Annotated in this window: 20 protein-coding genes and 1 tRNA gene; 11 read left to right on the top strand and 10 right to left on the bottom strand. The window is 71.9% G+C overall.

From position 1 onward, the window contains the following. Positions 1 to 36 precede the first annotated feature (36 nt). The 8 genes from ACFW6B_RS30670 to ACFW6B_RS30635 are packed head-to-tail and all read right to left on the bottom strand — an operon-like array spanning position 37 to position 7,630. The gene (locus tag ACFW6B_RS30670; RefSeq protein WP_386601051.1) at positions 37 to 1,041 is read right to left on the bottom strand and encodes a beta-ketoacyl-ACP synthase III; all 1,005 of its coding nucleotides are present in this window, start codon (positions 1,039 to 1,041) and stop codon (positions 37 to 39) included. Next, positions 1,038 to 1,997: a VlmB-like protein gene (locus ACFW6B_RS30665; protein ID WP_386601049.1), complete on the bottom strand. Its 960-nt coding sequence runs from the start codon at positions 1,995 to 1,997 to the stop codon at positions 1,038 to 1,040. Before ACFW6B_RS30665 ends, ACFW6B_RS30670 begins: the two co-directional genes overlap by 4 nt. After that, complete coding sequence (locus ACFW6B_RS30660) at positions 1,994 to 2,551, bottom strand: flavin reductase family protein (RefSeq protein WP_386601047.1); 558 nt, start codon at positions 2,549 to 2,551, stop codon at positions 1,994 to 1,996. Before ACFW6B_RS30660 ends, ACFW6B_RS30665 begins: the two co-directional genes overlap by 4 nt. Then, a complete protein-coding gene (locus ACFW6B_RS30655; protein WP_386601044.1) occupies positions 2,548 to 3,039 on the bottom strand; it encodes a hypothetical protein in 492 nt (163 codons plus the stop codon). The genes ACFW6B_RS30660 and ACFW6B_RS30655 overlap by 4 nt, the downstream gene beginning before the upstream one ends. Next, complete coding sequence (locus ACFW6B_RS30650; RefSeq protein WP_386601042.1) at positions 3,039 to 3,548, bottom strand: type II toxin-antitoxin system RatA family toxin; 510 nt, start codon at positions 3,546 to 3,548, stop codon at positions 3,039 to 3,041. The genes ACFW6B_RS30655 and ACFW6B_RS30650 overlap by 1 nt, the downstream gene beginning before the upstream one ends. Further along, on the bottom strand, positions 3,541 to 4,869 hold the full coding sequence (locus ACFW6B_RS30645) for an aspartate aminotransferase family protein (protein ID WP_386601041.1): 1,329 nt from the start codon (positions 4,867 to 4,869) through the stop codon (positions 3,541 to 3,543). Before ACFW6B_RS30645 ends, ACFW6B_RS30650 begins: the two co-directional genes overlap by 8 nt. A gap of 8 nt (positions 4,870 to 4,877) precedes the next feature. Then, positions 4,878 to 6,005 carry an acyl-CoA dehydrogenase gene (locus tag ACFW6B_RS30640; protein WP_386601039.1) on the bottom strand — a complete coding sequence of 376 codons (1,128 nt, stop codon included), beginning with the start codon at positions 6,003 to 6,005 and terminating at the stop codon, positions 4,878 to 4,880. 32 nt (positions 6,006 to 6,037) lie between these two features. Beyond that, positions 6,038 to 7,630 carry an aldehyde dehydrogenase family protein gene (locus tag ACFW6B_RS30635; protein ID WP_386601037.1) on the bottom strand — a complete coding sequence of 531 codons (1,593 nt, stop codon included), beginning with the start codon at positions 7,628 to 7,630 and terminating at the stop codon, positions 6,038 to 6,040. Positions 7,631 to 7,877: 247 nt separating this feature from the next. Here ACFW6B_RS30635 and ACFW6B_RS30630 point away from each other — a divergent pair, with 247 nt between their 5' ends. After that, positions 7,878 to 8,909: a bifunctional lysylphosphatidylglycerol flippase/synthetase MprF gene (locus ACFW6B_RS30630; protein ID WP_386601035.1), complete on the top strand. Its 1,032-nt coding sequence runs from the start codon at positions 7,878 to 7,880 to the stop codon at positions 8,907 to 8,909. 125 nt (positions 8,910 to 9,034) lie between these two features. Continuing rightward, on the top strand, positions 9,035 to 9,745 hold the full coding sequence (locus tag ACFW6B_RS30625) for an SGNH/GDSL hydrolase family protein (RefSeq protein WP_386601033.1): 711 nt from the start codon (positions 9,035 to 9,037) through the stop codon (positions 9,743 to 9,745). A gap of 68 nt (positions 9,746 to 9,813) precedes the next feature. Here the strand turns inward: ACFW6B_RS30625 and ACFW6B_RS30620 are convergent, their stop codons facing one another. After that, positions 9,814 to 10,419 (bottom strand): TetR/AcrR family transcriptional regulator, encoded by a 606-nt coding sequence (locus ACFW6B_RS30620; protein WP_386601031.1) that lies wholly within the window; start codon positions 10,417 to 10,419, stop codon positions 9,814 to 9,816. Positions 10,420 to 10,627: 208 nt separating this feature from the next. On the opposite strand from ACFW6B_RS30620, the gene ACFW6B_RS30615 reads away from it, so the two are divergent. Continuing rightward, on the top strand, positions 10,628 to 11,143 hold the full coding sequence (locus tag ACFW6B_RS30615) for an RNA polymerase sigma factor (protein ID WP_386601029.1): 516 nt from the start codon (positions 10,628 to 10,630) through the stop codon (positions 11,141 to 11,143). A 440-nt stretch (positions 11,144 to 11,583) separates the two neighbouring features. Here ACFW6B_RS30615 and ACFW6B_RS30610 read toward each other — a convergent pair whose 3' ends face one another. After that, a complete protein-coding gene (locus tag ACFW6B_RS30610; protein WP_386601027.1) occupies positions 11,584 to 13,068 on the bottom strand; it encodes an MmgE/PrpD family protein in 1,485 nt (494 codons plus the stop codon). Between the two features lie 257 nt (positions 13,069 to 13,325). Here ACFW6B_RS30610 and ACFW6B_RS30605 point away from each other — a divergent pair, with 257 nt between their 5' ends. The 8 genes from ACFW6B_RS30605 to ACFW6B_RS30570 all read left to right on the top strand — a co-directional run bounded on the left by ACFW6B_RS30605 (position 13,326) and on the right by ACFW6B_RS30570 (position 21,394). Next, on the top strand, positions 13,326 to 14,240 hold the full coding sequence (locus ACFW6B_RS30605; RefSeq protein WP_386601025.1) for a class I SAM-dependent methyltransferase: 915 nt from the start codon (positions 13,326 to 13,328) through the stop codon (positions 14,238 to 14,240). Continuing rightward, the gene (locus tag ACFW6B_RS30600) at positions 14,237 to 14,932 is read left to right on the top strand and encodes an SGNH/GDSL hydrolase family protein (RefSeq protein ID WP_386601023.1); all 696 of its coding nucleotides are present in this window, start codon (positions 14,237 to 14,239) and stop codon (positions 14,930 to 14,932) included. Before ACFW6B_RS30605 ends, ACFW6B_RS30600 begins: the two co-directional genes overlap by 4 nt. Before the next feature lie 114 nt (positions 14,933 to 15,046). After that, positions 15,047 to 15,141: transfer RNA gene (locus tag ACFW6B_RS30595), tRNA-OTHER, on the top strand. 48 nt (positions 15,142 to 15,189) lie between these two features. Next, positions 15,190 to 16,143 carry a diacylglycerol/lipid kinase family protein gene (locus tag ACFW6B_RS30590; RefSeq protein ID WP_386601021.1) on the top strand — a complete coding sequence of 318 codons (954 nt, stop codon included), beginning with the start codon at positions 15,190 to 15,192 and terminating at the stop codon, positions 16,141 to 16,143. 42 nt (positions 16,144 to 16,185) lie between these two features. Then, positions 16,186 to 17,349 (top strand): ferritin-like domain-containing protein, encoded by a 1,164-nt coding sequence (locus tag ACFW6B_RS30585; protein ID WP_386601019.1) that lies wholly within the window; start codon positions 16,186 to 16,188, stop codon positions 17,347 to 17,349. A gap of 97 nt (positions 17,350 to 17,446) precedes the next feature. Next, positions 17,447 to 18,907: a DHA2 family efflux MFS transporter permease subunit gene (locus ACFW6B_RS30580; RefSeq protein WP_386601017.1), complete on the top strand. Its 1,461-nt coding sequence runs from the start codon at positions 17,447 to 17,449 to the stop codon at positions 18,905 to 18,907. A 93-nt stretch (positions 18,908 to 19,000) separates the two neighbouring features. Continuing rightward, a complete protein-coding gene (locus tag ACFW6B_RS30575; protein WP_386601015.1) occupies positions 19,001 to 19,426 on the top strand; it encodes an organic hydroperoxide resistance protein in 426 nt (141 codons plus the stop codon). A gap of 567 nt (positions 19,427 to 19,993) precedes the next feature. After that, a complete protein-coding gene (locus tag ACFW6B_RS30570; protein ID WP_386601013.1) occupies positions 19,994 to 21,394 on the top strand; it encodes a zinc ribbon domain-containing protein in 1,401 nt (466 codons plus the stop codon). The last annotated feature ends 75 nt before the right edge of the window (positions 21,395 to 21,469 follow it).

Raw genomic sequence — 21,469 nt, 5'->3', positions numbered from 1 at the left:
GGTGTCTCTCCTTGGTTGTCGTACGGGTGGTGCGGGTCAGTACGCCTCGACGGCCGGCCAGCGGAGCGTGCAGGCGCCCCAGGTCAGCCCGCCGCCGAAGGCGGTCATCAGCACCCGGTGGCCGGGGCGCAGCGTGCCGCCGGTGACGGCGTCGGCCAGGGCCAGCGGCACGGAGGCTGCGGAGGTGTTGCCGACGCGGTCGAGATGGATCGCGCACCGTTCCCGGTCCAGGCCCATCCAGTCGGCCAGGGCGTGCACGATCCGTACGTTGGCCTGGTGGGCGACGAGCAGGTCGACGTCCGTCACCGACCAGCCCGCGCCGCGCAGGGCCTGCCCGGAGGAGTCGGCCATGGATTCCACGGCGTGCCGGAACACGGCCTGGCCGGCCATCCGGAAGTAGGGGTCGCCCCGCCCGGCGGAGTCCGGCCGCAGTGGGGCGCGGGAGCCGCCGGAGGGCACCTGGATGAGGTCGTCCGCCGATCCGTCGGAGCCGAGCCGGACCGGGCCGAGCGCGCCGGGCTCGTCCGGCCGGCCCGCCCGCAGGACGACCGCTCCGGCGCCGTCGCCGAAGATGGCCCGGGTGGAGCGGTCCGCCGGGTCGAGGATGCGGGAGAACGCGTCCGCGCCGACGACCAGGACGGAGTCCGCCGACCCGGCGGCGATGAACCCCGCGGCGGTGGCCAGTCCGTAGAGGAAGCCCGTGCAGACGGCGGCGACGTCGAACGCCGGTACGGGGCCGAGCCCGAGCCGTGCCGCGACGCGTGGGGCGGTCGCCGGCAGGGGGTGGTCGGGCGTCGCCGTGGCCAGCACGACCGCGTCCACCGCGATGTCCGACGCGGACTTCAGGGCGCGTGCCCCCGCCTCGACGGCGAGGTCCGAGGTGGCGAGGCCGTCGTCGAGGACGTGCCGGGCGCCGATGCCGGTGCGGGCCCGGATCCAGGCGTCCGAGGTGTCGAGTTCCAGGGCGAGTTCGTCGTTGGTGACCGCCCTGGGCGGCAGCCAGGACCCGAGCCCGCACACGACCGCGGCCCGAGCGGTCACAGGGCTTCCTCGAGGCCCATGTACGCCAGGCGGGCGCGCTGCATCCTGTCGGCCCACTCGTGCGCGGTCCCGGCCCGTTCCTCGGCCGTGGTGTCGGCCAGTCGGCGGCCGGGCCAGACCTCGTAGTCGCCGACGAGATCGCCGTGCCGCTCCAGGCCCTGCTGGAACAGTTCCTCGCGGCGCATCACGAGGTCCTGCGAGGGCAGTTTCTCCCACAGGGCGTAGCCCTCCTGGATCAGTTCCAGGATCCGCGGCTTGTCCTCGGGGTGGCGCAGCAGGTGTTCGCGGGCGATGGAGCTGCCGACGGTGAGGTGGCGGATCTCGTCGATGCCGGCGCCGCGCTCGATGTCGGCGGCGGCTGGGTCGAACACCCGCCACTTGCGTTCGCTGAGTTCCGCGGAGGGGGCGAGCACGCCTTCGACGAGCACGGTGAGGATGACGACGCCGCCGATGAAGTCACGGCGGTCGCGCAGGGCGCGCAGGCCGAACTCCTCCAGGGGTACGAGGATGCGCTCGCTGTCGGCGGCGGCCAGCCGGTCGATCGCCGTCCACAGGTCGTCCTCGGCGATGCCGAGCGACAGCAGGTGGCGGCGGAAGACCATGGCGTGCCGTGCCTCGTCGAGCAGCTGTGTCGAGTAGAACTCCAGCGAGGCGTTGTCGGGGGCGAGGGCCACCATGTGGGCGATGGCGCGGGTGGCCTTCTCCTCCGCGATGGAGCGGAAGGCCAGTTCCTGGCTGAGCGCGCTGTTCAGCGGGCCGGGTCCGGTCACCACGGGCAGCGGGCGTACGTCGTCGGCGTGGCCGAGGGTGTGACCGCGCAGGGTGCCCTGGGGCACGGAGCGCAGCCAGTAGCGCAGGTCGCAGGAGTCGGCGGTCAGTTCCAGGTTCATGGCGCCGTCGACGAGCGAGGGGGCGTGCTCCCAGTCGGCTTCCGAGGGTGTGGTGGACACGGTCATCGATCCCTTTCCACGGGCAGCGGTCGAAGGGCGGTGCGGCCGGGCCGCAGTTCGTCGGCGAAGTTGACCAGGGGGGTCCCGGCGCCCTGGGAGCCGCGTGACACGCCGGCGAAGACGACCCGGTGGTCGCCGACGGCGGTGCTGCGGACGATGTGGCACTCCAGCCAGGAGACGGCGTCCTTGAGCCGGGGCACCCCGTGCGAGCTGAGGCCCGCCCAGGTCTCGGCGGGGAGCTGGCCCAGGCCGCGCTCGCGCTTCTTCGAGGCGAAGTGGCCGGCGAGGAAGGCCTGTCCGGCGGCGAGCCCGTTGACGACGAAGCGGTCGTGCGCCAGGAGGGTGCGCAGTCCGCGGCTGTCCTCGCGAAGGGCCACGGAGATGATCGGCGGTTCCATCGAGGCGAGCGCCACCGTGCTCACCGTGACTCCTTCGACGGTCTCGGGGCCGCCGCAGGTCAGCACCGAGACGCCGGTCGCCAGCCGACGGACGGTGGACCGCGTCTGCTGTGTGCCGGACGGGCCGCCGCCGGGGCGCTCGGTGGTGAGGGCCTCCCTCATGAGGTCCTCGCATCCAGGTGCGCGGCCACCGGTGCCGGCCGTCCGCCCCGCCCCTCGAACTCGGCGCGGAAGCGGAGCCAGGCGGGGTCCTCGGCCGGTTCGAAGGGCAGACGGAAGCTTTTGAGGAAGTTCCCGAACAGCGCCCGGTCGCCGAAGAGGTGGATCGGCAGGGCGAGCAGCGCCCACTCGGCTCCGAACGCCCAGATCCACACGAGGGCCACCGTGCCCTGGGTGACGAGGCTGTGCATGACGTTGTAGAGCACGTAGTAGACCTTGGGGATGTCCTTGGACGTACTGCGGTGGTGGGCGATCGCGCCGGGGATGTAGCCGATCAGGTCGATGTAGAGGAACAGGCCGACGAAGGCCGGCCAGGAGACGTCTCCCAGGTGGGTGAAGAACAGCACGGCGCTCACCACGAGGCCCAGGGCGTATTCGGCGCGGTGCAGCTTCGAGGTCGTCGGCGTCTCGAAGAGGTTCTTGGCGTCCATCAGCGTGTTCCTCCCGCGGGTGCGGCCGCTTCGAGGACGGCGGCCAGCGCCTTGGCGACGGCCTCGTCGCCGATCACCTCGGCGTTCGGGAACAGTCCCCGCACCACGCGGGCGATGGTCTCCTTGAACACCCGTTCCGCGACGGGGTCGAGGATCCCGGCGAGCGAGGGGATCCCGAAGTCGAACGCGGTGTCGAAGGCGATCCGGCAGCCGTCGCCGTCGGCGGTGATCGCCCAGGTTCCGGAGAACTCCGCGAAGTCGCCCTCGCTCTGGGCGAATTCGATGGTCAGGTCCGCCGTGTCGAACCGGTCGGTCTCCGTCCAGCGCAGGACGCCGTTGCGGAAGTACACCTCCCAGTCGCTGGACTCGTGCGCGTCGTCGATCCGACGGACCGTCACCGACCGTACGACGTCGACGAGATCCGGGTACGCCGCGAAGTCCTTGACCCGGGCGAAGGCGGCCCGGGGAGTCACCCCCGGTACGCCGAGCGTCACATGGGCACTACGCATGGCCGATGCCACCTTCCGATGAGAGCGCGTACGCGGAGGCCTGCCTGCCGCACGCGCGGTCGAAGGCCTCGTACAGGAAGTCCGTGTCGGAGCGGGACAGCACGGCCGGCGGGGTGAGCCGCAGGACGTGGTCCGAGTTGAGGGAGTGGTTGGCGACGACGCCCTGTTCCGCCAGCTCGATCAGGAGGTCTCCGGCCGCGCCGGGCCGGACGAACTCGAAGCCCAGCAGCAGGCCCCGGCCGCGCACCTCGCGCAGTCCCCCGCCGTAGTGGCCGCGGGCGATCTCCCCGAGCCCCGCGAGCAGTTCGTCGCCGAGGACGCGGGCCCGTTCGACGAGGCCGTCCTCGTGGAGCGCGGCGAGCGCGCCCCGGGCCGCCGCCATCGCCAGCGGTGCCCCCGAGAAGGTGGAGGTGTGCAGATAGGGGTCCCGGTCGAAGACCGCGAAGGCCGCCGGGGTGGCGACCACCGCCGAGACCGGGACGATCCCGCCGCTGAGTCCCTTGCCGACGAGCAGCGCGTCGGGGGTGATCCCCTCCCGGTCGGCGCCCCACCAGGAGCCGAGCCTGCCGAGACCGGTCTGCACCTCGTCGAGCACGAAGAACGCCCCGTGGCGGCGGCACAGTTCCTGTACCCGGGTGAGGTAGCCGTCCGGCGGGAGGATCACGCCGGCCTCGCCCTGGACGGGTTCGACCACCACGCAGCACTCGCCCGGCCGGCGGAGCAGCGTCTGTTCCAGGGCCGTGGCGTCGCCGTACGGGACGTGCTCGACGTCCGGCAGCAGCGGGCGGAAGGGGTCGCGGAAGACGTCGCGGCCGGTGAGGCTGAGGGCGCCCATGGTCTTGCCGTGGTAGCCGCCCACGGTGGAGACGAGGTGCCGCTTCCCCTGGGTGCGGGCCATCTTGATCGCGCACTCGACGGCCTCGGCGCCCGAGCCCGCGAAGTGCACCCGCTCGAGGCCGGGCGGGGCGACCGCCACCAGTGCCTCGGCGGCCAGCGCGGCCTGCGGTTCGAGGAACACCCGGGTCGCGACGGGGTGCCGGTTCAGCTGCTCGGTGACGTGCCGGACCACCGTGGGGTGCCTGGCGCCCGTCAACAGCACGCCGTAGCCGCCGCAGTTGAGGAACCCGCGGCCCTCGGCGGTGAACACCCAGGCGCCGAGCGACTCGGTCTCGACGTGGCCGCCGAACATCTCTCCGAGGACGGCACGGCCCTTGTTGAGGCGGCGCCGGTAGAGCCGGCCGAGCTCTTCCCGGGTCAGCGGCGGGCGGGCGGTGGCGGGGGCCGTACCGGTGGTGTCGGCGGAGGCCGGGGTGAGGGTCATCGCGGGCCTCACGCGATCCGCAGCGGCTTGCCGGCCAGGTGCTCCAGGAGCGGCCCGGCGATGCTCGACCTGGACGGCGGGTGGAAGGACAGCCCGTGCGAGGCCGCCGCGAGATAGGCGACGTCCGGCGAACCGACGAACGCCATCCCGCCGAGCAGTTCGACGGCCTGGTGAACCGTCTCCGCCAGGGCGTCCTGCGCCGCGTACCGCGCCATGAGGGACTTCGCGAGCGCCTCGTCGCCGGTCTCGTCCTGCTCGATCATCCGCGCCATGCCCTCCAGCAGCAGGGCCGCGCTCTCCAGCCGGCACAGCAGCCGCGCCCGTTCGGAGTCGGTGCCCCGGCCGCGCTCCACGGCGCGTTCGACGAGGGCGCTCGCCATCCCGAGGTACGAGGCGGAGATGAGCAGTTCGAACCAGATGAACCCGACCGTCTGGAGGCTGTCCATGGCCCCCGGCTCGGCGTCCTCGGTCCGCATGAGCTGCTGCTCGCTGATGAACACGTCCTTCAGCCGCAGTTCGTCGCTCTCCGCGCCCGCGAGGACCGGGTTCCCCCAGAAGGGGTGGACGCTCAGGCCCTCGACGCCCTTGGGCACCAGCAGGACGGCCGAGTTCTCGTCACCGGGCACGGCCACGCTCGCGGTGAGCAGGTCCATCGAGTGCGACAGGCTGCACGGCTTCTTCGCGCCGTTGATCCGGTAGCCGCCCTCGACGGCCGTGGCCCGCATCGAGGGGGTCAGGATGCCCTGTCCGGTGCGGCCCTCCGCGAAGCCGGAGGCGACCAGCAGGTTCTGTTCCGCGATGCCTTCCAGCAGGGCCCACTCCGCGCCACTGGCCTGCAGGCTCTCGGCCAGGGTGAACAGGGTGGCCACGGAGAAGTGGTGCATGGTCGTGGCGACCGCCAGCGACGGCGCGGCCGCGCCCAGGGCGCGGGTGACCCGCAGCGCTTCACGGGGACCCGCGCCGGAGCCGGCGTAGGTCTTGGGGATGACCAGCCGGGGCCCTCCGCGGCCACGGAACAGGGCGATGGCGGGAGAGTCCGGGGACTCCAGTTCGGTCAGCGGGAACCCGCCCAGTTCGGCGAGCAGTCCGGGCATGAATTTCTCGCACGTCTCGCGCGCGGCATCCAATGGGCGCATGGCAGCTCTCTCGTAGTGCGCGGACGGGGGTGTCAGGGCTCTCGCCGGTCCATGGCGCGCCAGGCGCCGAAGACCGCGTCACGGGGACGCGATCCGCTGCTGACGCTGAGCCCCTGGACGTGCGAGGTGCGCAGGATCGGGTAGTTGGCCTCGCCGAAGACGCCTCCGGTCAGACCCGTACCGCCGTGCGTCGGCAGATAGGGGAGGAATCCGACGTGCGAGTCGTTCACCTTCAGGATTCCGCCGACGGTGATGCGGGTGACGAACTCGTCGATGACCGCCCGGTCCGTGGCCCATACGGAGTTCCGCAGGCCGTAGGCGTTGGTGTTGACGAAGTCGATGAAGCCGTCCATGAGTTCGGCGTCCGGGGCGGGGTCGGCGACCACGACCGGGATCAGCGGGAAGAACGTCTCGTCGCGTACGGCGTCGATCTCGCGTGCGTCCTTCAGACCGCGGACCACCACCACCGTGGGCTCCAGGAAGATGCCGGCGGTGTCGCGGGTCTCGTCGATCTGCATGGCGTGCCCGCCGCAGGCGATCTCCGCCCCGTTGTCGACCGCGTCCCGCAGGCAGGAGAAGAACTTCTCGTTCCGCAGGACGGGGGTGAGGAGGACGTCCTCCTCCCAGGCGTGTCCGGGGCGGATGTGGCCGGCCAGACGGACGATGTCCGCGATGAGCCGGTCGGCGACATCGGGGTGCACCAGCACCTGGTTCGGGATCATGCAGAGCTGTCCCGAACCGAAGAAGCTCTCCGTGATCGCCTCCGCCGCCAGTTCGAGATCGGCGTCCTTCCACACCACCACGGCGTCGTTCCCGGCCAGTTCCAGGATGGGCTTCTTGCCGGCGGCGACGCACTTCTCCTCGAAGGTGATGCCGTTCTCGCTGCTCCCGAAGTACATGATGTCGTCGACCTTCGGGCTGCGCAGCCAGGCCGCGAGCATGGGCGCCGGGTCGCCGCACACCACGTTCAGCGTGCCGGGCGGGGCGCCGACCTCCTCCAGTGCCGGGACCACGATCTCGTGCAGGACGTACATCGCGCCGAGGGGGGCGCTGCGCGGCGCGCGCACCACGAGGGAGTTGCCCGCCATGATCGCGGTGGCGCCCAGCAGCACGCTGGAAAGCGGCGCGTTCTGCGGCGGGTTGAGGCACACCACGCCGTCCGGGAGCCTGCGCACGGCCAGTTGACGGTCGCCCTGCCGGAACTCCTGGAGCATCTGCGACCGGTAGAAGCCCAGGGACTGCGGCCCGAAGCAGTCGAGCATGCCCGACACCTGCCAGCGGGCCAGCGGCAGCGGGTGCCCCTCCTCCACCAGTACGTCGACGATCTCCTGGGCGTGCTCCACGATGCGCCGGTGGATCTGGCGGCCGAGCCGGGTGAGCCGCACGTCGAGCGGGAACGCCGCCCACCGGGGCGCGGCCTTCGCGGCGGCGTCCACGGCCGCCTCGACGGTGTCGCGGTCCGCCTTGGCCACCTTGGCGACGATGCTGCCCGGCAGTTCGGCGGGCTCCGCAAGTCCGCGTTCCAGCTTCCGTTTGAGGCTCAGGCTCGCGAACGCGTCGTCGAGCAGCGCGTCGGCGCCGACGACGTAGACCCACTCGCCGCCGTCCAGGCATTCCCCGTTCACATAGGACCGGTACGTACGCAACCGGCGCGCGGAAATCCCGCCGCGCCGCCGGCCGGCCGGAGCGGACAACTGAACGCTGGTCACCCCAGGTCCCCCGCATTCTGTAGAGCGACTTCGATTCGTCGGCAACCTTCGCCAAGACCCCTGAGAAAGCGCTGAGACGGTCCTGAGACGGTTGTTTCAGCCGGCTTCACGCCCCCGCTGGAAGAGTTCCGGGCGTTCCTGTAGATCTCTGGAGGGCGGTGCGGTGAATCGATCACGGACACGGCGGACGGAGACGTCCACGGCGGACGCGAGCGGCGAGGTTCTCTCCCAGGTGCTGTCGGCCGTGGAGAAGCACGCCGACAATCCGAGCGCGTTCCTCGCGCTCAACGGGGGAAACCGGTACTTCCGTGACGACGGCGGCGACGGTTTCGTCGTCTACCGGCGTTCCGGACGCCATCTCGTCCAGTTCGGCGGGGTGTTCGCCGCCCCGGAACGACGGGGCTCCCTCCTGCGCGCCTTCCGTGCCTTCGCGCGTGAGCAACGCTGCACGATCGTGGGGATCCAGTTGCAGCGCGAGGACGTCGAGCTGTTCCGGGAGGAGGGTTTCACCGTCAACCAGGTCGGCTCGTCGTACGCCCTCGACCTCTCCGCGTTCGGTCTGCGCGGATCGAGGTTCGTGAAGCTGCGCAACAAGATCTCGCGCGCACGGCGCAGCGGTCTGACCGTCGCCGAGACGGACTGGGAGACGTGCGTGCGGGACATCGAGCGGATCGACAAGGCGTGGCTGCGTTCCAAGGGGCGGCACGTCAAGGAGATCGAGTTCCTGGTGGGCCAGCTCGGCGGCCCCGCGCAGAAGCACCGCCGGCTCTTCGTCGGCGCGCTGGACTCCGGGCCGGTCTCGTACATCTCGTACAGTCCCGTCCACGGCAGCAGGCCGGGCTGGCTGCACGATCTCAGCAGACGGCTGCCGGACGCCCCGCCGGGGGTGATGGAGGCCGTCAACCTGCACGCCGCGGAGACCTTCGTCGAGGAGGGTGCCGACTGGCTGCACTTCGGCTTCACCCCGTTCACCGGCCTCGACCCGCGGCACGAGCCGGCCGGGGCGAGCAGGCTGACGGGACGGTTCATGCGGCTGCTCGCCGAGCGGGGCCACGCGGTCTACCCGGCCTCCACCCAGCTCGCGTACAAGGAGAAGTGGGGCCCTCAGGTGGTGCTTCCCGAATATCTGGCCTTCGAGCGCGGCGCCAGCCTCGGGGCCGTCTGGCAGGTCCTGCGGGTCACCAGATCGGTGTGAGGCAAAGCAGCGTCACGAAGGCCGTACGGCGGTACGTACGGCGCGAAAACGCCGGACGGACGCCGGAATTCCGGGAGTACGGTGTGCACTCGCCGAACCACGGAGTGCGACACACGGGGGAAGAGATGTGCGCGGAGACGGCGCTGCGGCGCGAGGAGAACGACCGGTACTGTCTGAGCGCCGCGCAGGCGGACGCGTTCTTGACGGGGGCGCCCTGGCGGCGCTTCCTGGTGATCGGCGACGAGGTGGCCGACGGTCGGGGCGAGCCCGCCGAGGGCTACGGCCGCGACGGCTGGGCGGACCGGGTGGCGGCCTCCCTGCGCCGGGGCCGGCCCGGTCTCGCGTATCTCAACCTCGGGAGGAAGGGCCGACTCGCGGCGGAGATACGGTCGCGGCAGCTCGGCCGCGTCCTGGAGTTCAAGCCCGATCTGACGGCGTTGACGTGCTGCGGCGGCGAGCTGGTGCGCGAGCCGTTCGACGCCGACGGCGTGGAGGCGGAGTTCGACCGGGTCGTCGCACCGCTGCGCGACAGCGGGGGTGACGTGCTGCTGGTGAACTGGTTCGACATCACCCGCTTCGGCGCCCGGCCGGGCGAGGAGAGCGAACGCCGAAGGCTCCGGCTGCGCGAACTGGCCGAGCGCAAGCAGGCGGTGGCCCTCAGGCACGGCGCGATCTACGTGAACCTCGCGGAGCACCCGGCGGCCGCGGACCGGGACGTGTACGGAGTCGACGGCAGCGTCCCCACCACGCGGGGCCACGCCATCGCCGCGGCCTCGGTGATCCGCGGGCTCGGCGCCCACCTCACCGGCGCCGGGGACGGGGACGGGGGCCGGTGAGTCCTCGGCGGGCAGCCCGGCACCGGCGGGGGACCACCCGTCGCCCGGTCCGGCGGGCGACGGGGCCTTCAGGCCGTGGCGAAGGAGGAGAAGAGCAGGCGGAACTGGCGCAGCGTGGCCTCGAGCAGTTCGTCGGCGTCGCCGTAGGCGTGGGCCAGTGCGATCGCGCTCTCGCAGGCGGCGCCGTGCACCATCGAGGCGACGGCGGTCACGTCGGCGCGGGAACGGTCCCTGCCGAGGAGCTGGCCGAGACCGTAGGCGATCATGCGCCGGCAGTCCGAGCGGATCGCGCGCATCTCCGCCCAGCCGAGCGCTCCCGGCGCGTCGACGAGGGTGATCCGCTGCGTGCTCGGCTCCATCGACATGACCAGGAACTCGCGCATGCCCTCGTACAGGCCGTCCCAGGGGTCCTCGTGGAGGGTGAACGTCTGCGCGATGGCGCTCGACAGCCGGTTCTCCTCCGCTTCGTAGACGGCGCGGAACAGGTCCCGCTTGTTCTTGAAGTGGTGGTAGAGCGCGCCCTTGCTCGCCCCGATCTCCTCGCAGATCGCGTCGAGCGAGGTGGCCGTGTACCCGTCTCTGGCGAAGAGCTTGCGGGCGGCCGCGAGGAGTTCGTTGGTCGTCGTCCGCGAACGCTCTTCCTGCGATCGGCGCACTCGCTGCTGACTGCCCATGGATCCGACCCGCCCTCCTGACCCCCCGAAGACATCCCTCGTTCGATCTTAGCGCTTCCCTCTCGTACCAATGGTTCACCGAACCTGGATCTCATAGACATACCATCGGTTGGAATGTAACATCACGGCCGCAGGGCGCCAACCCCGAGTCCAGGCCCGCCGCATGTCCCCGCCCCTTCAGCCGTGTCCGGCAAGGAGGTCATCAGCCATGCACAGCCCCGCACTTCCCTGCGCACAGGTCTCCGCGGACCGGTGGGAACTGCTGATCCCGCACCGGGAGCGCATCCACCGGCTCGCGAGGTCCCGCCTGTCCGGGGACCAGGAGGCCGAGGACTGCGCGCAGGAGGCCCTGATCCGCGCGGCGACCTTCCGCGACCTGGACGAGAGCCGGGTCGGCCCCTTCCTCACCACGGTGACCCTGCGGCTCTGCACGGACATCCACCGTCGCGACGAACGTGCCCGCCGGCTGCTGCGCGGCCCCTGGGCTGAGGTCATGGCGAGCCCGGAGGAACTGATCTGCGCCGCCCAGGAGGAGGCCTGGGCGCTGGAGCAGGTCGACCGGCTCGCCGGGCGGGAGCACCAGGTGATCGTGGCCCGTCTCAACGGGATCAGCACCCGGGAGTTCGCCAGCCGGCGCGGCATCTCCCTCAAGGCCGCCGAGAGCGCCTTCACCAAGGCCCGGGCCCGGCTGCGCCGCTGGTACGAGGAGGCGCTGACGGGCTGAGGAGACGGCGGTGACGAGCCGGAGCGGGCCTGCCGCCCGGCCACGACCGGGGCGCCGCCGTCGGCGCGCGGGCGCGCGACGGCGGACCGGACCACGACAGGCGGGACGGCGGAACAGTGGGCACAGACCGGGAGACAGGGACGAGGACGACCCGCCACGGGCCGGCCGGCACCTCGACGGCAGCCGTGCGCGGCCCCTCGGCCGCAGGCGCCCTGGCACCCGGCCGTGAACCGGAAAGCCGCGCTCCGGCCACCCCCGACCGGGCCGACACCCTGACACCCGGCCATGAACCGGAAAGCCGCGCTCCGGCCTCCCCCGACCGGGCCGACACCCTGACACCCGGCCGTGAACCGGGAAACCCGACTCCGACCCGCCCCGGCCGACGGCGCCCGCACTCCGCCCGGGGCCGACGCCCGGACGGCCCCGGCCGGTCGTCCCGCTCATGCGGTAGTCCGCTCCAGCGCCGCGTTCAGCAGCTTCGTGACCTCCCCGGCCGAGGCCGACTCCAGGGCGGCCAGCGCGTCCGCCGTGTCCGCGCCCCCTCCGGCGCCGAGGAACTTCTCGCGCACCAGGGACGCCGCCGGCGGGCCGCCCACCGCTCCCACGGGGACGTCCACCCGCCGGCTCACCGAGCGGCCGTCACGGAGGTCGACGGTCACCCTGGCCCCGGTCACCTTCCGCGCGGAGCGGAAGTCCTCGCTCGGCGGCTCCAGTTCGCCCACCAGGTCCACGAGCCACTGCCCGTCGCCCTTCAGCCGCGCGCCGAAGGGCCGCAGCCACTCGGCGGCCCGGGGACCGGCCTGCCGGAGCGCCTCCCCGAAGGGGACCTCGCTGTGGAACAGGTCGTGGGTCATCGCGTCGTCGAGGCGCGTGCTCACCAGTCCGGCGAGATCCCACCGCTCCTCGTCCGCGACGCCGGGCTCGGCGAAGTCCTCCGTGGTCAGACCACCGGTGAGCAGGACGGTCGCCAGCAGGTACGGCAGGGCGAACACGAGCGCGCTCACCGGCGAGCCGGCGCCCCGCAGGTGCGCCCCCGCCTGGGCGTCCACCAGCACCGTGTACAGCGAGGTGTCCACGGTGATCCCGGTGACGTCCCGCGCCCGTACCGGCCCGAGTTCCCGGTGGAGTTCGAGTCCGCAGTCGACCGCCGCGTCCATGCCGGGACCGCCGGGGTGCACCTTGAACGACGTGGTGTGGGTGTGCCAGCGGCGCCCGAGCCCGGCGGTCACCGCCCCGGGCAGCGGTACGGACGCGAAGCGGGACAGGAACCCCTCCGGGTGCTCCAGGATCTCCCTGCTGCCCTCGAAGCCCGCCGCGGCGGCGTCGCACGCGTCCAGTCCGACGGACACGGGTGTCGAGGCGCTGAAGACCTTGGCGTCGCCGCCGAGGAACCCGATCGGCACGGTGCGCGGCGGCAGCCCGAGGCCGAGGCCGAGCGCGTCGGCCCAGTGCCCCGCGGACGCGTTCTCACCGCGCAGCCGCCCCGCGACGGCTCCGACGACATGGGTGAAGGTGGCGCTCTGGCCGCGGAAGGGCCCCAGCGTGGCCGAGGCGGTGACGCGCGCGGCGCACTCGTTGGCCACGATCACCGACGTCAGCAGCGCGCGCCCGTCCAGCCCCTGACTCTGCGCGTACGCCATGGGCACGGCCACGGTCGAGTTGGACAGGTGGCCGGCGAACGCGGTGTCGTCGAAGTGCAGCCACGATCCGAGCCCGGCGAGCACGAAGGCCGCCCGCCGGGGATCGGGCTGCAACGGCGGGCCGAACGCCTCGGTCAGTTTCCGGCCGAGCGGATGCGTCGCGCCGATGCGCATGGCCGCGCACTGGGACAGTATCTGCAACTTCGCTATGTCCACGACATCCGGCGGTATGTCCTCGAACCGCAGGGCGTGGGCCCATTCCGCGAGTTCCTCGGTGAGCGTCATCGGTCTCCTTCACGGCGGCCGTTCCATGAATCGGCACCTGTGGCGGTCCTCGTACGCCGCCCTGCTTCTTCCTGGTTACGCCGCGAGGGCCGAGAACCCTCGCAAACGACGGGAATCCCCGGCCCCGGAAAACGGAACGGGCCCTTTCTCAGGGGCTTTCCGAAGGGGGCGCGTAAGACAGTCGGAGCACGAACCGTCCTCGCTCCCCGGCTTCTCGCCGCGCCCTCCACGGGCCGAATTCCCGGAAAGGAACCATCGTGCTGACACCGCATCAGCCCACCCGGATGCAATCGGGTCTGCCCAGCGACACCGCCTACCTCACGGCGCGCGCCCGCGCCGCCGACGCGGTCGTCGAACCCGCGCGCCGGCTGCTCGACGACCGCTTCGCGTCGCTGTTCGTCACCGAGCCCCCGCTGCCCCGGACGTCCGAGGAGGCGCTCGCCCGGCTGACCGCCCTGGACTCCGCGCACGGCGGCTTCATCGCCGAGATCCTGCTGCGCCAGCGGTTCTTCGAGGACCAGCTCGTACGCGCGGTCGCCACCGGCGTCCGCCAGGTGGTGCTGCTCGGCGCGGGCTACGACACCACCGCGCTGCGCATGCCCGGCTACGACCGGCTGCGCTACTTCGAGGTCGACCACCCGGCCACCCAGCGCGCCAAGCTGGAGACGCTGGTGGAGGCCGCGGTCGAGGCCCCGTCGGCCACGTACGTGCCCGTCGACTTCGAGGCGGGCGACTCGCTCGCGAAGGCCCTCGCCGACGCCGGTTTCCAGTCGGACAGCCCCTGCGTGGTGGGCTGGCTGGGCGTGACGTTCTTCCTGCGCCGCGACGCCTTCGAGCGCACCCTGCGCCACCTCACGGACCTGTGCGCGCCGGGGAGCCTCCTCGTCCTCGACTACATGGACGAGAGCGTCGTCGACGGCACCACCCGTCACGAGGGCGCCCTGTCGATGGCCCGCAAGGTGGGCGCGCAGGGCGAGCCGTACGTCACCGGCCTGACCCCGGAGACGGCGTCCGGTGCCGTGCGCGAGGCGGGCTTCTGGCCCACCGAGGAGGTACGGGTCCCCGAGCTCGTACGGCGCTACGGCGGCGCCGACCCCTACTGCAAGGACGACGACTTCATGGGCCTGATCGCGGCCGAACGCGCCGCGCAGGAGAACGGAGACCCGGCATGACCACGACCGAAGGACCCGTCACCGAGGCGACCGACCCGCACGTCCTGCCCCCCGAGGACGCCGACCGGCTGCTGAAGGACGCCCCCTGGACCCGCTTCGCGGTCATCGGGGACAGCCTCGCCGAAGGGTTCGGCGAGTCCTCGCCCGGCTACACGGACCTGCCCTGGGCCGAGCGGGTCCTGGAGGCGCTGCGGCGGGGCGACCCCGGCGTGGAGTACCTGAACCTGGGCGTACGCCATCTCAAGGCGGCCGAGGTGCGCGCGGGGCAGCTCGAGGAGGCACTGGGCTTCCGTCCCGACCTCGCCTCCGTGGTGTGCGGCGGCAACGACATGCTCGCCCGCGACTTCTCGGCGGCCGCGGTGGAGGCCGAACTCGACGCGATGGTCCGGCCGTTGCGCGAGGCCGGCGCCGACGTCTTCGTCTTCACCATCCAGGACATCACCAAGGTCTTCCCCGAGCAGCTCGGCGGCGGAGGGCTGGGCGGCCGCATCGAGATCTTCAACGACCAGGTGCGCAAGGTGGCGGACCGGCACGGCGCACTGGTCATCGATATGTGGGCCCACCCCACCAGTGGCTCCCGCAGTGTCTTCAGCGCGGACATGCTGCACGCCTCGATGCGCGGTCACGCGGTGCTGGCGTCAGCGGTGTTCGAGCAGCTCGGCGCGCATCTGGCGGCGCGGCACCGCCACTGAGGACGGCGCGGCACGGCCACTGAGAGGGCCGTGTCAGAGAGATCTCAGAACGCCCTGCCACCTTGGAGACGTGCACCGGACCGCGAGCCTTCGGGCAAGCGCTTCGGTGTACGAGGAGAGATTCCCGTAGCGGCCCAACGGGGGTCCGGGAAGCATCCCGGATCGGGGCTTCACCGCCCTCGCAGGTTCGAATCCTGCTCTCTCCGCCACGCGTGTCAGGTCGGTCGTCTGCCCGTCGAGATCCGAGGAGAGCAGGAATGCAGCCAGGCCGGTGGGCGGACTCCGGTGTACTGGTCACCAACCCGGTCGCCGGGGCGGGACGCGCCGACCTCGTCGACGCCGCCGCCCTGACCCGGCGGTGCGCGGAGCTGGTCGGGAACCTCACGGCGGTCGGCACCCGCTACCGCGGTCACGCCGAGGAGACCGCCGTGAAGGCCGTCGCCGACGGAGCCGACCTGGTGATCGTGGCCGGCGGCGACGGCACCACCCGCGAGGTGGCCTCCGGGCTCGTCCGCGCCTCCCTGGAACGCCCCGGGACGGCCCTGCCCGCGCTGTTCTGCGTGCCGGCCGGCACCGCCAACTCCTTCTACCGCGAGCTCTGGTCCGACCGGCCCTGGCAGCGGACGCTGCCCGAGGCGCTGTCGGGGCCGGTCCGCCGGGTGCGGCACGTCGACGTGGCGCACATACGGGAGAGCGACACCTACGCCCTGCTCGGCACGGGCACCGGCGTCGTCGCCGAGGTCCTCGCGACCGCGAACCGCCTCACCGGCCTGGCCGGCCGCGACCGCTACCGGCAGGCCGTGGCCGATGTCGTGGCGGGCCACAGGCCGTACCCCACGCGGATCACGGTGGACGGCGAGGTGGTGCACGAGGGCACCGTCCAGCTCACCAACATCGGCGGCGGCCGGTACCGCGCCGGGCAGTTCAGGCTGATGCCGCACTCCGTCCTCGACGACGGACTGCTCGACCTGTGCGTCTTCGACGGCACCTGCGACCTGGTCGAACTGCTGAACCTGACCCGTGAGGGACGGCACGTCGAACGCCCCGGGGTGATCTACACCCGGGGCCGGCACTTCGTCGTGGAGCGCACCGACGGCGCGCCCCTGTCCCTGGAGTACGACGGCGAGACGGCCGCCGGGGAGCGGTCCCGCTGCACAGTGGGCCTCCTGGCCGGCGTCCTGCCGTTTCTCGCACCGCCGCACCGGGCGTGAACCCGGAGGACGCGGCGGTCCCCGGATACGGAGGAGACCCCCATGCACGGCGCCGAGCGCACCGCCGACGACCGGTGGGTGCTGCCCACGGCAGGCGACACCCACTTCACCTGGAAGTACGACGAGGGCCGCGACAGGCTGCTGAGCCTGTACCAGAAGGGCAAGGACAAGCAGTGGGACAGCACGGCGCGCATCGCGTGGGAGACCGAGGTCGACCCGTACGACGCGCTCGGCACCCCGGAGAACACGCTCGCCCTGTACGGCTCCCGGCAGTACGCGAAACTCGACGAACGCGAACGGCGCGAAATGCGCCGGCACATGGCGTCCTGGGAATTCAGCCAGTTCCTGCACGGCGAACAGGGGGCGATGATCTGCTCGGCGCGGATCGTCGAATCGGTCCCCGATCTCGATGCGAAGTTCTACGCCTCGACCCAGGTGATGGACGAGGCGCGGCACGCCGAGATCTTCTCCCGTTTCCTGAAGGAGAAGATCGGCATGGAATACCCGATCAACTCGCATTTGAAGAGCCTGCTCGGTGACGCGCTCTCGGATTCGCGCTGGGACATGCCGTACCTCGGAATGCAGGTGCTGATCGAGGGCCTGGCGCTCGCCGCCTTCGGAATTCTCCGGGACAAGACGAACAAGCCGCTGCCGAAGCAGATCCTCGCTTACGTCATGCAGGACGAGGCCCGGCACGTCGCCTTCGGGCGGCTCGCCCTGCGGGACTACTACGCGGAGCTGACCTCCAAGGAGCGGGCGGAGCGCGAGGAGTTCGTCGTCGAGGGCTGCTACCTCATGCGGGACCGCTTCCGGATGCAGGAGGTCTGGGAGAACCTCGGCTTCGACATGGCCGAGTGCATGGAGTACATGGACAAGGGCCCCCGCATGCGGGCGTTCCGCTCCCGTCTGTTCACCCGGATCGTCCCCTGTGTGAAGGACATCGGGCTGTGGGGGCCGGCCGTCAAGAAGGCCTACGCGGACATGGGCGTCCTCGACATGGCCAAGAGCGACCTGCTCGCCCTGATGGCCTCGGACGAGGCGCAGGCCGACCTCCTCGACCGGGAGCGCCGTGAACAGCGCGAACGCGAGGACCGCGAGCTGGCGGACCGTGTCGCCGAGGTGGACGCGGCCGTCGCGGCGGGAGCCGACGACTCGTCGACCACCGGCGGTGCGCGGCGGTCCGGCGGCGACCCGGGGCCCGCGTAGGGGTGCGACGGGTCGGCTGCGCTCGGTGACAACCCGATTGACGGCTGAGCATCGCGCAGATACATTCCAACCATCGGTATGTTGGAGGTGTTAAGCGATGAGCGCTGGGCCCGCTGAAGCGGCGGCCAAGCGGGGGTACTTACCCCTGCTGCTCCTCGCGTCGAGTGCGACCTTCCTGGCCGTCCTCGACGTGACGATCGTCAATCTGGCCATCCCGGACCTGCACGAGGACTTCGAGGGTTCCGCCCTCGCGGACCTGTCCTGGGTGATCACCGTCTACGCCACGGTGTTCGCCGCCCTGCTGGCGCCCGCGGGCCGGCTCGCGGACGTGATCGGCCGGCGTTCCCTGTTCACCGCGGGGATCGCCGTCTTCACCGCGATGTCCCTCATGTGCGCGCTGGCCCCGAATCTCCCCGTCCTGCTGACCGCCCGGGCGTTCCAGGGCGCCGGAGCGGCCGCGATGATCCCGGCGTCGCTCGCCGTCGTCCTGATGGACACGCCGCCCGAGGAGCGCCGGGCGGCGATCGGCAAGTGGAGCGCGGCCTCCGCGTTCGCCGCCGCGGTGGGCCCCTCGATCGGCGGAGTCCTGGTGGACTGGCTCGGCTGGCGGTCACTGTTCCTGATCAACGTGCCGTTCGGCCTGCTGCTCCTGCTCCGCGCGCGCATCATTCCCCGGACCGCCCGCCCGGAGGGCAGCAAGGTGCCCGACCTGATCGGGACCGTCCTGCTCGGGCTCGGCATCGGTCTGCTCAGCCTCGGCATCTCCAAGGGCGGGGACTGGGGCTGGGGAGACACGGCGACGGTGGGCTGCCTGGCCGGAGGCGTCATCGCCATGGCGGTCACCCTGCTGCGCTCGCGGACCCACGAGGCCCCCGCCGTGGAGACCGACCTCTGGCGCAGCCGGACCTTCGCCCTGGCGAACCTGTCCGTGTTCTTCTACGGCGCCTGCCTGTTCGCCTGGCTCCTGGTCGGCGTCCTGTACGTCACCTCGGTCTGGCACTGGTCGGAACTGAAGGCGGGTCTGGCGGTGACCCCCGGCGCCTTCGCCGCGACGCTGGTGGCCCTGTACTCGGGCAGGATCCAGGCCAAGTACGGCCCGCGGGCCGTCGTGGTGGCCGGCGCGGTCGTCCTCGCGGGCACCGGTTTCTTCCTCGCCTTCACCCTGCCCGACGAGCCCGACTTCCTCGGCTACTGGCTGCCCACCGGCATCCTGGCGGGCGCGGGCATGGGCGCGATCACCACGGGAACGTCGACCGCCGCCGCGCTCTCGGTCTCCCCGCTGCGCTTCGCGGCGGCGACCGGGCTCAACCAGACGGCCCGTCAGGTCGGCGGCGCCTTCGGCATCGCGACGCTGGCCACGCTCCTCGGCCGGGCAAGCACCGACGCGGCCGACTACGGGCACGTCCTGCTCTTCTGTTCCATCGTCACGGTCCTGTCCGGGCTGGCGGGCCTCGGGCTCGTCATCAAGGCGCCGCCCGCTGCGGCCCAGGCGCAGGCCGCCCAGGGCGCCGCGTCCGGTGCCACGCCGCCGGCCGGGACGAAGCCGGGCACCCACTGACCCCCGGGCGGGCGGCGGGCACCTCGCGCCGCCGCCCGGGTCGCCGTCCATCCGATTCAGGCACATACAAAACCGACGGAAGGTACGCAAGAAATGCCCATCAAGCCCAGTGAAGCTCTCTACACCGCAGCCGCCACCGCCGAGGGCGGCCGGGAGGGCCGCGTCTCCACCGAGGACGGCAAGCTCGACATCGTCGTCAGCCAGCCCAAGGAACTGGGCGGCACGGGCGCCGGCACCAACCCCGAGCAGCTCTTCGCCGCGTGTTACAGCGCGTGCTTCCACGCCTCGATCGGGATCATCGCCCAGATGCAGAAGATCGACATCACGGGTTCCAGCGTGACGGCACGCGTCGGCATCGGCCGCAACGACGCCGGGTTCGGCATCGTCGCCGAACTCACCGCGCACATCCCCTCGGTCGACGAGGCCACCGCCAGGACCCTGGTGGAGAAGGCGCACGAGATCTGCCCCTACTCCAAGGTGACCCGAGGCGACATCGAGGTCACGATCACGACGGCCTGACCTCCGCGAGACGAAGGCCCCGCCACCGGCACGACAGCCGGCGGCGGGGCCTTCGTCCGTCCCGGTCCTCGACACCTCCGTACGCAGCGCGCACGACGGAGCTTCACGTGAAGTCACTTGCGAGAAAGCCGAGTTGTGAGCGCCGCCACCGCTCCCCCAGCACACCGATCCGACATGGACGCCTCAGGCGACTCGTGCCGTCTGCAACCAGCCGCCGGGAATCCCTTGATCACGACGTCACGCCCTGATATTCATGATCACATCTTCATCACGTGATCTTCACATGCGGACGGCTTGAGAGAACTTTTGACGACCTGTCTTTCCGGCGCGACACGTTTAGCGCCGGCCGCGCCGCTCGTGACGCCCCCGCCTGTCCGGCGGCCCGCTCCGACAGTGCGCTGACCTCTGCCCTCGGAACGCCGGCCGTTCGCCGCCGCCGATCGTGTCCCGGCCGCACCGGTTCCAGGTCCCTGACGGGCTTTCTTTTCCCTTCGCCTCCCCACCAGGAGGCCGCATCCGGCTTTTCATCACCTTCACATCTGTTCATCCGCTTCGTCGAGGGAATCCATGCCTGCCTTCTGCCCGCACTGCGGCGGCGCCGTGACCGACAAGAACCGCTTCTGCACGTCGTGCGGCCGGCCCCTGGCCGCTCCGGCATCCGCCCCCGACCCCGTTCCTGTCGTCGCCCCGCCGGTGTCGCCACAGACGTCGGACGTCGCGCTCGCCGAAGTCGGCACGCGGGCCTCCGCCGAGCCGGCTGCCGAGCCGACACCCACTGCGGTCGACCTGCCGGTCGACGTGCCGCCGGCCACTCAACACGACGCACAGCAGCAGCCCGTGGAAGAGACATCGGAAGCAGTCCCGGAACAAGCCGCGGAAGAACCCTCGGAACAGGCTGTGGAGGACGCCGCGGAGGAAGCCCCCGAAGAAGCCACCTCTGAAGAAACCACGGAAGAGGCCGCGGAAGAAGCCCCCGAAGAGGTCGTCGAGGACGCCGCTCCCACCCCGCCCCCGGCACCCCCGGCGCGCACCCCCGCCGCCGGTCTCCTCAAGACACCCACCGCGGCGCACCCCGGCGGGCAGCCCCAGGCCGCACCGGCGGGCGCCGGGAACCACGCCGCCGCCTTCGCCGCGCTGCCGACCGGCAACATGGCGTACCCCGGCTACGCGCACCAGGTCGTCCACTACTCCGCGCCCCAGCCGGAGCGTCGCCGGATCGGCTGGGGTGTCATCACGGTGACCCTCGTGGCGACCGCGGTCCTCGCCGGGGGCGTCACGGCGGCCGGAGTGTGGCTGACCTCCCAGCGCCCGGCTTCCCAGCCGCACACGACCCGGGCCACCGAGGACGCCGTCGTCCCGGGCACCGGCACGCCCGCCCCGCCCGCGGCACCGGCCCCGGTCGCACCCGGCGCCTCCTCCGTCCCCTCCACCCCCTCCACCCCCTCCACCCCCTCCGACACCGGAGTCTCCTCCTCCGCGCCGGTCAGCTCGCCGGCGGACATCGTCAGACAGGTGCAGGACCTGCTCGACGACAACGACTCGCTGCGCACGCGGGTGCAGAAGGCCGTCACGGATGCCAGGAACTGCGCGCAGGACGTGGATCCCGTCCGGGACGCGCGTGACGACCTGGAGGCTGTGGCGGATGCGCGCGAGAGCTTCGTACGGAAGATCGACCCGCTCAAGTCGCAGGCGACCGGCGACCTGGCCGAGGCACTGGACGCCCTGGCCCTCGCCTGGACGGAATCCGCGGAGGCCGACCGGGCCTACTCCCTCTGGGCGTCGGGCATCGTCGACTTCATGACCAACAACCCGGTCTACGGATGCACGCCCGGCAGCACGCAGGGCGAGAGCGACGAGGCCGGTCCCCACAACAAGGCGGCGGACAAGGCGAAGCATCGGTTCGCCGAGCTGTGGAACCCCATCGCCTCGCGGTACGGCCTGGCACCGGTCGACGAAAAACACATCTAGCGATCGAGCCCCGCTCGGGCCGCGCCGCTCCGCCCGCACCGCGCGGGCGGAGCGGCGCGGTGCGTCCCGGTCGGA

The organism is Streptomyces sp. NPDC058751, from assembly GCF_042746485.1.
GTDB lineage: Bacteria > Actinomycetota > Actinomycetes > Streptomycetales > Streptomycetaceae > Streptomyces.
Note: the sequence above shows the minus strand (reverse complement) of the source record. Positions and strands in the feature narration are given on the sequence as shown.